Here is a 12,039-nt window from a genome sequence, read left to right on the forward strand (position 1 = left end):
TAAGACCTAATAACTTAAAAAAAAGAAAACCCAAAGAATAAGAGAGAAAAATGAAGGGCAAAAGAAGAAAAATAGGCTTTAAAACAGAAAGGAGAAAATTAAAATCAGAAATAAAGCTCTGGTGGTTATTGATAAACTTAAAAAAAACAAACCCTCCCCAGCCAAGGATAATCGCGATAATTATATTCTTCATAAGAGAGGGCAACCTACTAGCACCAGAGCACCAGAAGATAAGAGGTAACTTTTATTAGGATAGCTAACCACATACATAGAATATATTATATCAAAAACCTTTCATAAAAGCCAATTTTATGAGCAGTCGGGGAGTTTTTTTCCACGGTTAATTATTCAAACAAAGTAAAAAACCTTGACAAAGATAGAAAAATGGTATTTAATTTATGATATGAAAAAGGTATTATTTTTTCTCTTTATTGCCTTTTCCTCATTTTGTGCTGACATTCCCATTCCAAAGATAAATTTAGGGATTGCCCCCGGAAAACCAGAGGATGTTGCAATGAGCCTTCAAATCTTATTTGTCCTTACCATCCTTGCTCTAGTTCCTTCAATTATTATAATGGTTACATCATTTGTAAGGATAGTCATTGTTCTTACATTTGTAAAACAGGCTTTGGCAATCCAACAAGCACCTCCCCAGCAGGTAATTACAGCCCTTGCTCTGTTTTTAACATTTTTTATTATGTCTCCCACCTTGGATAAAATTAACAAAAATAGCCTAACGCCATATATGGAAAAAAAGATTACAGGAACAAAGGCATTGGAGGAGGCATCTATCCTGGTAAAGGATTTTATGTTAAGGCAGACAAGGGAGAAAGACCTGGCCTTGTTTGTAAAAATATCAAACCTAGAAAGGCCAAGAACGCCAGAGGATATTCCCATTCTAACCCTTATCCCAGCCTTTATGACATCTGAGATTTCCATTGCCTTTCAGATTGGAATATTGCTATTTCTGCCATTTTTGGTTATCGACATTATTGTTGCCTCTGTGCTTATGTCTATGGGAATGATTATGCTTCCACCTGCGATGATTTCCTTACCATTTAAAATCCTTTTATTTGTTATGGTTGATGGCTGGAATCTTTTAATCCATAGGCTTGTTTTGAGTTTTCATTGAGATGACAGAAGGATTCGTAATCAAGCTTTTTCAAGAGGCTATTTTTTATTGCTTGCTCCTTTCCCTTCCTATGCTTGCTGTATCAATCATTGTTGGTTTGATAATCTCCATCCTTCAAACAGCAACCTCCATTCAGGAGCAAACCATAACATTTGTCCCAAAGATTTTGGCTGTCCTTATTACAGGTGGGCTATGTGCTGCCTGGCTGGGGAAAACAATGGCAGGATGGACAACTAGGGTGTTTGAGATAATTTCAACCCTTTAATAATGGAAGTTTTAGTTTCTGAATTCCAAAAATTCTTGCTTGTATTCCTTAGAATATCTGGAATATTTATTACAGCCCCTCTGTTTTCAAGCCCAAATATAGACTATCCAATAAGGGTGAGCATCTGCCTCCTTACTTCCCTTGCCGCAGCACCTCCTGTTCTTTCCTTTATTCCACAACCACCAACAAATATCATTAGCTATGCTATTCTCTCCATATCCGAGATTATTATTGGGCTTACCATTGGACTCTTTGCCTCTTTTATTGTCTCTTTATTTAGCCTCTCAGCAGAATTCTATTCTGTTTCAATGGGGTTTGCCATAAGCAATGTCTTTGACCCGGTCTCTGAGGTAGAGCAACCCGTTATTGGGCAATTATTAGGGCTATTTGGTCTCCTTGTATTTATTACAATAGATGGACCACAAACAATCCTTTATGCTGTAATTTCTTCATTCAAATTTGTTACAGGGTTATCTCTAGTCTCATCAAAAATTCTCTCTTCTTCTACGATTGAGATGTTTTGCAAGATGTTTGCCACAGCCCTTAAGATTAGCTTTCCCCTTCTTTGTGTATTATTCCTGGTAAATCTTTCATTAGGTCTTCTTTCGAAAGCAGCGCCTTTGATAAACATTATGATCTTTGGTTTTCCCATTACCATTCTTTCTGGACTGATTGTTCTTTTCCTTCTCTTTCCTTTTCTTTGGAATGTTTCCTCCTCTATATTTCAAGAGCTATTCTCCGATATAGATAAGCTTATAAGAAGCCTATGAATTGTAAATTTTAATTGCAAAGGGTTTGTTATAATTGCGGAAGGGATTTAGGTAATGAGCCTGCGATTAGGGGGTTAAGGGGTCTTACCTGTTTTCCTTGTAGATATAATTTTGACAAAAGGGGAGGAGAGAAATTTCTTCTTGAGTATCAGAGCTATCAAGAAAAAAAGGAAGATTGGGAATTAAAACATAAGGATAAATGGGTTAAATGCCAGAGGCTTAAAGGATTTGCCTGGATAAGTTTATATCTTTTAGTAATTTTTCTCCTTACCCCATTTTTCCTCTTTCTCTTTGGAAAAACCAATAAAATTATCCCTATTTTTTGTTTTTTAATCTCAGGGGCATTTTTTATTATTCACCTGGTTTTATTAAAAATAAAAATCCCTTGCCAAGAGCCTCCAGATGTCCCAAGAAAAGAGCCTAATGCACTATTGGCTATGCTTGATGTTGTTTTTGATGGGGAATTAGATGGAGAATTTCTTAAATTCAAGGGCTATCCACCAGATTGGAAAGAAAGACAGGATAAATGTTTAACCCGTGATGGACATAAATGCAGAATTTGTGGAAAGACCACAAGGTTACATATACATCATATAATGCCTATATCATTTGGTGGAATACATAGCTTACAAAACCTTATCACCCTTTGTTATGCCTGCCATAAAAAGCAGGAATACTATCAACATCCAAGCTTAATAATGGAGAATATTAAGGCAAATAAAAGATATTGGGTTTCTCCACATACAAGATTCGGTGGAAAAAGCATCCCTGGCTATTTCAGAAAAACGGGAAGAAGGGGAGGATTCTGGCGTAGGATAAGAAGGGTAAAATCATTTTGAAATTTCCATAGTATTTCTGAACATTTATGTGAAAGATACTATAAAATTATAGTTAATTCCATAACGCTTTACAAAATGTATGGGTTTAGATAATCTTAAGGAAAACTTTATAAAATTATGAATTTTGAATGTTGAATTTTGAATTAAAAGGGAAAAAATTTTATAAAACTTAAACCTTCAATTCAAAATTCAAAATTTAGAATTCAAAATTTCTTAAAAGGTGGATGAATTTTTAACAGATAAACACAACCCTATCTATTTTTGCACTAAGTGATGGAAGATACTATAAATCTATGATTTTGCTTGCAAAGGCTTCTGGTTTCAATTTATAATACCCTTTGTGCAGAAACCTCCGGTTGTTACAATTATGGGTCATGTAGACCATGGGAAAACCCTTCTCCTTGATGCCATAAGGAATACAAGGGTTGTAGAGGGAGAGGTAGGTGGCATAACCCAACATATTGGAGCTTATAAGATAAAGACAAAAAATGGAGAAATTGTCTTTATAGATACACCTGGCCATTCTGCATTTACCGCAATGAGGGCAAGGGGAGCAAAGGTTACCGACATTGTTGTCCTTGTTATAGCAGCTGATGATGGTGTAATGCCTCAGACAATTGAGGCAATAAACCATGCCAAGGCAGCAAGTGTTCCAATTATTGTAGCAGTTAACAAGATTGACCTTCCTTCCTCAAATCCTGATAAAATAAGGCAACAGGTTGCAAATTATGGTCTGGTTGATGAAAAATGGGGAGGAGATGTTATCTTTTGCGAGGTATCCGCTAAAGAAAAAAGGGGGCTTGATAACCTTCTTGAGATGATTCTCCTTCAAGCAGAAATGCTCTCTTTGTCTTATAACCCAAAAAACAAGGCTTATGGAACAATTATTGAGTCAAGGATTGATAAGGGGCTAGGTCCTGTGGGAAGCGTTATTGTTCAAGACGGCGTTTTAAAGATAAGGGATACATTTGCTGTTTCCTCTAATATTGGCAGGGTTCGGGCTATGATTGACGATATGGGAATGAGGCTTAATGAGGCATCTGCGGGAACGCCGGTGGAGGTATTAGGATTTTCAACCCTTCCAAAGGCGGGAGAAAGACTGTCTGTGATAAGTAAGGAGGAGGCAGATATTATTTTAAAGAAAAAGAAAGAAGCTCAAGTGGCATTTGAAAGGCCAAAGATTAGCCTGGAAGACCTCTTTAAAAAAATTGAAGAAGGCGAGGTTAAAGAGCTTCCTTTGATCATAAGGACAGATGTCTCTGGAACCTGCGAGGCACTATGCTCATCTTTAAAGGAGCTTCCTTTAAATAATGTAGGGATAAAGATCCTCCATTCAGGTTGTGGAGGTATCCTTGAGCAGGATATAATGTTTGCAAAGGCAGCATCTGGGATAATCATTGGTTTTCATATCAAGCCCTCATCTGCCATAAAAGCATTAGCTGAGAAAGAGGGTGTAAAGATATATACCTATGATATTATCTATGAGGCAATAGCTGAGATAGAAAAGGCAGCTTTGGGGTTACTTGCTCCAAAAATAAAGCTTAAGGGAATTGGAAAGGCAATTGTAAAGAAGATATTTAAGATTGAAAAGAAATTAATTGCCGGTTGTTTTGTTGAGGGAGGAAAAATAGAGGGTGGTGCAAAGGTAAAAATTATCCGTGATGGTGAGGTGATTGCTGAAACCTCAATCATTTCTCTTAAGCGATTTAAAGAGGATGTTTCCTTTGTTAAAGCTGGTCTTGATTGTGGAATAGGACTTTCTTATTCTGATATTAAAGAGGGTGATGTTCTTGAGGCATATGTTGCCCTAAAAGAAGAAAAGGCTTGACAATGTCTTATTTAAGAAGATAGAATAAACAAAAAATGAAAAGATTTTTTCTTCTCCTTTTTATCCCCTCTCTTCTTTTTTGTAAGACAAATATATATTATAACCTTGGGATAGATAGCTATTTCAAAAATAATTTAGAAGATAGCCTTTCTAATTTTAAAAAAGCAACGAGTGCATTTCCCGAAAGCTTTCTCTCTTGGTTTTATCTTGGAAAGACATATTATAGACTAAAAATGAATAAAGAGGCAAAGGATGCCCTTTTAAAGGCCTCTTCCCTTTCTTTAGAGGATGTAAAAAGCAGGCTTCTTCTTGCCCAGATTCTTATGGAGGAGGAGGATTATAAAAATGCAGCTAAATCTTACAAAGATGTTTTATCCATTGAAGAAGAAAACTTTGAGGCAAATTTTTCCCTTGGGAAGACCTACATTAAGCTAGAAAAATTTGATGATGCCATTTTTTACCTTAAAAAGGCAGCAGAGCTAGCACCAGATGAGCCAGAGGTTCATTTTTTTTTAGGCTGTGCCTTGCTTTCTAAAGACGAACCCAACTTTGCAAAGGATGCATTTACAAAGGCTATTTCTTTGGAATCAAATAACCCCTTGTTTTACTATTACAGAGGAAATGCCTATTTTAAGCTTGCTGATTATACAAATCCTATAGATTCTGATTTTGTATCCGTAGAAGATTATAGAAGGGCAATTGAATTTGGGCTTTATACCCCAGATGTCTTTTTTATGTATGGAAATGCCCTTCTTGCTAGAGGGTTTTATTACCTTAAGACAAAAAATGAAAAGAAGGCTTATGACATACTGGAAAAGGCTATTGTTGAATACAAGCATGCTATTTCTCTTTCTCCAGGTGCATCAAATGCCCATAACAATATGGGGCTGGCATATTATTACCTTGATAGAATAGATGAGGCGATTTTCTATTTTAAGAAGTCAGTTGAGCTTGAGCCATTAATCGCATTCTTCCACGATAATCTGGGTGATGCCTATTATAAAAAGGGTGATTTTAAAAATAGCCTTTTAGAATTTAGCCTTGTCCTTGAGCTTTCTCCAGATTATACACCAGATGATAAAATTCTTCCATTTCCGGCAAGAGGGATTAAGGAGAAAATCCGTGAAGCTAAAAGAAGGGTTCAAAAGTAAAGTCCTTTTTCTTCTGCTTATTCCTCTTTTGGTATATTCCAAGATAGACCTCTTTTCTTTAAAGGAAAAAGAAGAAATTGTTCAACCGGAAGTTATAGAAGAGAGGCCGATTGTTAAAGAAAAGAAAGAGATTAAGAAGCCAGAAAAAAGAAGAGAGAAGCAGCAAGAGAGAAGAGAAAAAAGAGAAGAAATATCTGAGCCTAAAGGGGAGGTAGGGAGCGAAACATATGTAGAAGAAACAATGCCTTTTGAGATATTTGAGCATGCTCAAATAGAGGAGGAAAAAAGGCCCTTATGGATAATATTTAGCCTGACAATAACCTCTATGGTTGGAATACTCATTATTTTTCTAATAATTATCCATCTTATGAAAAGGGAAAGGAGGATACAAAAGCCATTATTCCACATTCCTCCCTCTGATATAGAAGACGAGCTTAAAAACTTAAAGCAATCATCAAAAATTGTCTCCTCCCAGATTTCACAGTTAGAAAGGATGATGCCAGGTGAATTTATCGAGGGATTAAGGTCTGAAAAGGTATTTTCCCAAATAGCAAAGGATGTTTCTCTCTCTCTTGAACCAAGAATAAGGGAGCTTGGCCTGGCATATCAAGGGATAAAAAAATCCATTGCCCAATTGGATGTTGAGATAAATAATCTTTCTTCATTAAAGGGCTTAAATTTTAAAGACCTCGCAAGGCAGACAGCCACAGAGTTTATAATGCCCCTTCAAAATGAGTTTAATAAACACAAGCTTTCTTATGAAAGTATGCTTTCTTCCTTTGAACAAAGACAGGATGGAAGGCTTTCTACAATTGAAAAAAGATATAGGGAGGTAAGGGAATTGGTAGATGAGGTTTATAAACGGCTTGTAGGCCTTGAATCCCTTATAACATCCGCAACAATGTTTGAACAAGAGCCTGTCATTCGGACAAAGAAAAGGGAAGAAATTGTCCCTCCTCAAAAAACTACAAGGGAGGAAATCAACAAGCTCATCTATGAATTGGCTGATAATGGATTAAGTGTAGAGGAGATAGCCAAGAAGACAAAGATTGGAAAAGGAGAAATAGAGCTTATTCTTTCATTTAGAAACAAAAGGTGATATATCTTTGTTTCTTTCTTCTTCTCTTCCTTGTTTTTTTTCTTATAATCCAAAGAATTCGGGAGAAGAAAGGGGAGAAAAATGAAATGAGGGCTTTCTTTGAAAAGGGTGAGAGATTAATAGCCTCCTTTGACCAAATTGCCCAAAGAAATATTGACATTTTAGAGGAAAAAATAAAGGAAGCAAAGGATGTCCTAAAGGAGCTTGATGAAAGGGCAAAAGAGAGGGAGAGCAAAAAATTTCCCGAGGTCTTTAGGCTAAGGGATGAGGGATTTGAGATAGCAGAGATAGCAAAGATGATGAATATGGGAAAGGCTGAAGTTGAGTTGATCTTGAAGCAATAATTTACGAAATTTTGAATTATGATTTTCAATTGGGAAAGACTTTACAATTTAAAATCTAGTAATTTAAAATTTACAATTAAGCGAAGCGATTTAAAGGCGGTGTAGCCAAGTGGGAAGGCAGAGGTCTGCAAAACCTTTATTCAGCGGTTCGAATCCGCTCGCCGCCTGAAAGAAAAATATAGAAAAACAGTATGAAAGACGATTACAGTATAAAGGCTAAGATACAGAAGAAGGATGCTATAACCCCTACAGATGAAATGCTTGTAGTCAAGATTAAAGGGGTAAGAAGCTATGTTATCTATGTTGATATTAGAAATTTCTCCCAATGGAACAATCTCGAAGGAAATAATGACCATTTTCGAAAAATATTATTATATAGCTTCTACAAAATTATAGAGAAATACTTTCCAAGGGATAAAAACTATAGAAAATTTCTTGGTGATGGTGTTTTTATCATAAAAGATTATAGAGAAGAAGAATTTGATGAGGTAATAAGCAGCCTTAAAATGTTAAAGGATGAATTTGATAAAAAGAAAAAAGAGCTAAACAAGGAAGGCTTTAATTTTGATTTATTAAGCCTTGGGATTGGAATGAGCGTTGGTTTTATAAAGGAAATAATCTACCCAAGTGAAGAGGTTGATTATATGGAATATTTTCTTAATTTAACCTCTCGCTACTGTGATTTTGCCAGACCTTGTGGTATAATAATTGATTATACCTCAACGCTAAAACACACAGAAAAAATAGAAGCAAGTGGTTTTAGGAAAGAAGTATTAACAGGAATAAAAGGTTTTTTTGCTGGAAAGAAAGTTTGGTGTTCTAATGAGGTGCATCTTCCTCAAATTCATCCGCTTACCCGTGAAGACGAGATTCATCAAATAGAGGTTTATGTAGCGGGTGTTTGTGTAAGAAGGGAGGATGTATTAAAAATATTGGTGGGTAAACGGAATAATAAAAGAAGGCTATATCCTGGACTTTGGGAGTGTGGTGGCGGTCAAGTGCATAGGAGGGAATATTTTGAAGAGGCTATAAAGAGGCAGTTTAGGGAAGAGTTTGGTGTAATTGTTGAGCCATTAAAGGCATTTGGTAGTTATAAGATAGATGATAGAGAGAATGATGCTATTATTCCGGGGATAAAATTTTTATGTAGATTTGTAGATTATCTTGATGACCAAGTAATCCTCAATGAGGCAGAGTTTGTTGAATATAGATGGATTTTACTTGAGGAATTAGACCTTTATGAATTTATTCCAGGTATTAAGGAAGACATTAGGGAGGCAATAAGGCTTTATCAAGAGATATTGGGATAGGCGCGTAGCTCAGTGGGAGAGCACTTGCTTGACGCGCAAGGGGTCAGCGGTTCAAGCCCGCTCGCGCCTAGTTTAAGCAAGAGATAGGAGGAAAAAGAAGGGCTTGAAGCCCGAAGCGAAGCGAAGGGCCGGGAGCAAAGGATTTTGTTATGCATCTTTGCGACCTTATGGGAGCAAAGGGCATTAGAAAAGCCTTTGTCTCCAAGCCCGCTCGCGCCTAGTTTAAGCAAGAGATAGGAGGAAAAAGAAGGGCTTGAAGCCAGCGGACCTTAGGGGAGGATTATGAAACCCATAGAAAGTCTTGAGTTATTTATTAAGAAAAGAGAGCAATCAAGCCGTTATGAGGCAAGGCTTCTTAAAAATTCTCTTCCAGCAATAGCAAAAGAGTTTAAAAAAACCTTTCCCGAGATAAAATCCCTCTCTTTAATAGGCTCTTTTTCTAAAGGCAATTTTGCTCAAAAATCAGACCTTGATTTTGTGGTATCTGGACTTTCAAAGGAGAAATATCTTGATGCATGGCTTTTTTTTGAAAAAAGAACCACAAGAAGCATTCACCTTATCAGAAAAGAAGAAATTCCATCATCTCTTATAGAGAGAATGAAAGGGAGGGTTCTCTATGAATAAAAAAGGCTTTGAGGTAATTCAAACACTAGAAAATAAAATGACCTTTCAAGATATAATCTTTAACCTTCAAAAATATTGGGCTGATTATGGATGTTTAATAGCCCAACCTTATGACATTGAAGTTGGGGCAGGGACATTTAGCCCTCTGACATTCTTCAGGGTATTGGGAGAAAAACCCTGGAGGATTGCCTATGTTCAGGCATCCAGAAGGCCAACCGATGGAAGGTATGGAGAGAATCCAAACAGGCTTTATCATTACTACCAATTTCAGGTTATTATAAAACCCGTTCCTGATGACATCCAGGATGTCTACCTTGAAAGCTTGAACGCTCTTGGTGTAGAGCCTAATTTACACGATATAAGGTTTGTTGAGGATGATTGGGAATCTCCTACACTTGGTGCAGGAGGCTTGGGATGGGAGGTTTGGCTTGATGGAATGGAAATAACCCAATTTACATACTTCCAGCAAATGGCATCCCTTTCTCTTCATCCTGTATCCTGTGAGATAACCTATGGTTTGGAGAGGATTGCAATGTTCCTTCAAGAAAAGGATAATGTATTTTCTCTTGTCTGGAACAACGGCACAACATATGGAGATATTTATCTTGAAGGAGAGATTCAATTTTCTAAATTTAACTTTAAAGTGGCAGATTCCAATAGCCACTTTGAGCTATTTGGAATTTATGAAAAGGAATCCTTTAATTTATTAAAAAAGGGGTTATATCTTCCTGCCTATGACTATCTTTTGAAATGCTCACATATATTCAATATTTTAGATGCAAGGGGTTTAATAAGCGTTTCTGAGAGAAAAAACTACATTGAAAAAATAAGAAACCTGGCAAGGGAATGTGGAGGGAAATATCTTAAAAATGGAAGAATGTGAATTTTTTGGGGTAGAGGAATCGGGTGATTTTATTTGCAAGAAGGTAGTAAGGGGTTCTCCCAGAATAACAAAAGAGCTCTGCAAGGCACATTGTCCCCTTTTTGAAAAAAGGTGTGGTCATCTTGCATTTTCTTTAAGAAAGGATGAGGTTTTTTCAGCACTCGGCGTGGGAGGAAGGAGGGTAGAAATAAAGATTGAAAGGGCTGTTTGTGATAAGCTTAAGGAACCCATCTTTGATATAAAAAAATGCTCTACCTGCCCTGATTTTACCGAAAAGGGGAAAGAAAAGGAGATAGTAAAAGAGGAAAAAGATATTGTTAAGCTTGGATTAAAGGCTCTGGTTGATAATCTTGGAGAAGAAAAGACAAGGGAGTTTATTGAGGCGATAAAGGGGAAAAAAGAACCCAAAATAAAGGATGAGCTTGCCGATGAAATAGAAAAATGGCTTTCTTTAGAATAATATGTTAGAATATCGCGGGTTTTATAAAGAAGAGGCATTCCATTCAATCCTTTCTCTCGTAGCAGAAAGGGGCTTTCCAGACCTTTATTTTGTCTCTTATAATTATCCTATATTAAGGGATTCCAAAGACCATAACCTTTATGAAATAAACGCTTATTTTAAAGAAAAATACCCAATATTAACCCCGGAAGATATAGCAAATATTATCTCCCTTATAACAAAAAAGGAGCACATTGGAAGGAGGGAGTTGGACACAAGCTATTCATTAGAAGATAAGGCATATTTCAGGGTTCATATTACATCCACCCTTGGAAACCTTGGGATAGTAATGAAATATATCCCAGCCAAAATTCCATCCCTTAATAACCTTTCCTTTTCCCCTGAGATTTATGAAAGACTTAAGATTGTATGCTCTTCCAAAGACGGATTGGTCCTGGTTACAGGACCTACAGGTTCTGGAAAATCAACCACCCTTTCTGCGATGATAAAAGAGATGAGGGATACAAGGTCTCTTTCCATTGTTACTATTGAAGACCCTATTGAATTTGTCCATAAACCAAAAGAGGGAAAGGATGGTTTTACTGATATTGTTATCCAGCAGCAGGTTGGGATTGATGTTCCCTCATTTTATGATGGGATTGTTGCTTCTTTAAGAAAACACCCAAATGTAATTTTGCTTGGAGAGATAAGGGGAAAGGATGAAATGGAAGAGGCAATAACCGCCGCAAATACAGGACATCTTGTTTTAGCAACCTTGCATACAAGGAATGCCATACAGACCATTGAGAGGATTGTAACCTTAAGGCAGAACATAAGCAAGGCTGATGCATATAAGGAAGTTGCCTCTATAATGAGGGCATTTATTTCTCAGCAACTTGCTCCAAAAATAGGAGGAGGGTTTATTCCTGTCTGTGAAATCCTTGCCAATACGCCCTATGTGGCTGATATAATTGAGAAGGGAGCGAATTTTATGGAGATGAAGGAGGCTTTGGATGGAAAGACAAGGTCTCCTGAGATAATAAGCCTTAATGAGGATTTGTTTAATAGATACAAGAGAAAGGAGATAGAGAGAAAAACCGCTTTAAGCATTTCATACAACAGGGTAGACCTTGACCTTAGAATGAGAAAATTTGGCTTACTTGATAAAGGGGAAGAAAAAAGGGAAGAGGCATTTGGCGAAAAGGGGTTTTAATGGCGTATGTTTAGCTATAGTATCTTCCATCACTTAGTGCAAAAATAGATAGTGTGTGTTTATCTGTTTAAAAATTCATCCACCTTTTAAGAAATTTTGAATTCTAAATTTTGAATTTTGAATTGAAGGTTAAGTTTTATAA

Annotated in this window: 14 protein-coding genes and 2 tRNA genes; 15 read left to right on the forward strand and 1 reads right to left on the reverse strand. The window is 36.6% G+C overall.

The features are described 5' to 3' along the window. Positions 1-193: hypothetical protein (locus AB1397_02000; GenBank protein MEW6481766.1), on the reverse strand; the 193-nt coding region annotated here is incomplete at its 3' end. A gap of 210 nt (positions 194-403) precedes the next feature. Between AB1397_02000 and fliP the strand changes: the two genes are divergently transcribed. From fliP to AB1397_02075, 15 genes are all read left to right on the forward strand, one after another. Next, positions 404-1,132: a flagellar type III secretion system pore protein FliP gene (gene fliP, locus AB1397_02005; GenBank protein MEW6481767.1), complete on the forward strand. Its 729-nt coding sequence runs from the start codon at positions 404-406 to the stop codon at positions 1,130-1,132. Between the two features lies 1 nt (position 1,133). Continuing rightward, positions 1,134-1,397 (forward strand): flagellar biosynthesis protein FliQ, encoded by a 264-nt coding sequence (gene fliQ, locus AB1397_02010; GenBank protein ID MEW6481768.1) that lies wholly within the window; start codon positions 1,134-1,136, stop codon positions 1,395-1,397. Positions 1,398-1,399: 2 nt separating this feature from the next. Beyond that, on the forward strand, positions 1,400-2,167 hold the full coding sequence (gene fliR / locus AB1397_02015) for a flagellar biosynthetic protein FliR (GenBank protein ID MEW6481769.1): 768 nt from the start codon (positions 1,400-1,402) through the stop codon (positions 2,165-2,167). Between the two features lie 14 nt (positions 2,168-2,181). Further along, on the forward strand, positions 2,182-3,006 hold the full coding sequence (locus AB1397_02020; protein ID MEW6481770.1) for an HNH endonuclease: 825 nt from the start codon (positions 2,182-2,184) through the stop codon (positions 3,004-3,006). Between the two features lie 340 nt (positions 3,007-3,346). Beyond that, entirely contained in the window at positions 3,347-4,834 is a 1,488-nt protein-coding gene (gene infB, locus AB1397_02025; GenBank protein ID MEW6481771.1) for a translation initiation factor IF-2, read from the forward strand. A gap of 35 nt (positions 4,835-4,869) precedes the next feature. Beyond that, positions 4,870-5,985, forward strand: a complete 1,116-nt coding sequence (locus tag AB1397_02030) for a tetratricopeptide repeat protein (GenBank protein ID MEW6481772.1) — start codon at positions 4,870-4,872, stop codon at positions 5,983-5,985. Next, the gene (locus AB1397_02035; GenBank protein MEW6481773.1) at positions 5,957-7,084 is read left to right on the forward strand and encodes a hypothetical protein; all 1,128 of its coding nucleotides are present in this window, start codon (positions 5,957-5,959) and stop codon (positions 7,082-7,084) included. Before AB1397_02030 ends, AB1397_02035 begins: the two co-directional genes overlap by 29 nt. A gap of 86 nt (positions 7,085-7,170) precedes the next feature. Then, a complete protein-coding gene (locus tag AB1397_02040) occupies positions 7,171-7,428 on the forward strand; it encodes a hypothetical protein (protein MEW6481774.1) in 258 nt (85 codons plus the stop codon). Between the two features lie 95 nt (positions 7,429-7,523). Beyond that, a tRNA-Cys gene (locus AB1397_02045) sits at positions 7,524-7,595 on the forward strand. Positions 7,596-7,619: 24 nt separating this feature from the next. Then, the gene (locus AB1397_02050; protein MEW6481775.1) at positions 7,620-8,738 is read left to right on the forward strand and encodes an NUDIX domain-containing protein; all 1,119 of its coding nucleotides are present in this window, start codon (positions 7,620-7,622) and stop codon (positions 8,736-8,738) included. Continuing rightward, a tRNA-Val gene (locus tag AB1397_02055) sits at positions 8,737-8,808 on the forward strand. The genes AB1397_02050 and AB1397_02055 overlap by 2 nt, the downstream gene beginning before the upstream one ends. A 212-nt stretch (positions 8,809-9,020) precedes the next feature. Then, entirely contained in the window at positions 9,021-9,362 is a 342-nt protein-coding gene (locus AB1397_02060) for a nucleotidyltransferase domain-containing protein (GenBank protein ID MEW6481776.1), read from the forward strand. Between the two features lie 37 nt (positions 9,363-9,399). Next, the gene (locus AB1397_02065) at positions 9,400-10,245 is read left to right on the forward strand and encodes a glycine--tRNA ligase subunit alpha (protein ID MEW6481777.1); all 846 of its coding nucleotides are present in this window, start codon (positions 9,400-9,402) and stop codon (positions 10,243-10,245) included. Further along, positions 10,232-10,705: a hypothetical protein gene (locus tag AB1397_02070; protein MEW6481778.1), complete on the forward strand. Its 474-nt coding sequence runs from the start codon at positions 10,232-10,234 to the stop codon at positions 10,703-10,705. The genes AB1397_02065 and AB1397_02070 overlap by 14 nt, the downstream gene beginning before the upstream one ends. 1 nt (position 10,706) lies before the next feature. After that, positions 10,707-11,897, forward strand: coding sequence for an ATPase, T2SS/T4P/T4SS family (locus tag AB1397_02075; protein ID MEW6481779.1), 1,191 nt, complete (start codon positions 10,707-10,709; stop codon positions 11,895-11,897). Positions 11,898-12,039: the final 142 nt, after the last annotated feature.

The organism is bacterium (assembly GCA_040756715.1).
In the GTDB taxonomy this organism is placed as follows: Bacteria; UBA9089; UBA9088; order UBA9088; family UBA9088; genus JBFLYE01.

Excerpts from the sequence above, each read along its gene's own strand:
- fliP (MEW6481767.1), top strand. The coding sequence starts at position 404 with ATGAAAAAGGTATTATTTTTTCTCTTTATTGCCTTTTCCTCATTTTGT.
- fliQ (MEW6481768.1), top strand. The coding sequence starts at position 1,134 with ATGACAGAAGGATTCGTAATCAAGCTTTTTCAAGAGGCTATTTTTTAT.
- fliR (MEW6481769.1), top strand. The coding sequence starts at position 1,400 with ATGGAAGTTTTAGTTTCTGAATTCCAAAAATTCTTGCTTGTATTCCTT.
- AB1397_02030 (MEW6481772.1), top strand. The coding sequence starts at position 4,870 with ATGAAAAGATTTTTTCTTCTCCTTTTTATCCCCTCTCTTCTTTTTTGT.
- AB1397_02040 (MEW6481774.1), top strand. The coding sequence starts at position 7,171 with ATGAGGGCTTTCTTTGAAAAGGGTGAGAGATTAATAGCCTCCTTTGAC.
- AB1397_02050 (MEW6481775.1), top strand. The coding sequence starts at position 7,620 with ATGAAAGACGATTACAGTATAAAGGCTAAGATACAGAAGAAGGATGCT.
- AB1397_02060 (MEW6481776.1), top strand. The coding sequence starts at position 9,021 with ATGAAACCCATAGAAAGTCTTGAGTTATTTATTAAGAAAAGAGAGCAA.
- AB1397_02065 (MEW6481777.1), top strand. The coding sequence starts at position 9,400 with ATGACCTTTCAAGATATAATCTTTAACCTTCAAAAATATTGGGCTGAT.
- AB1397_02070 (MEW6481778.1), top strand. The coding sequence starts at position 10,232 with ATGGAAGAATGTGAATTTTTTGGGGTAGAGGAATCGGGTGATTTTATT.
- AB1397_02075 (MEW6481779.1), top strand. The coding sequence starts at position 10,707 with ATGTTAGAATATCGCGGGTTTTATAAAGAAGAGGCATTCCATTCAATC.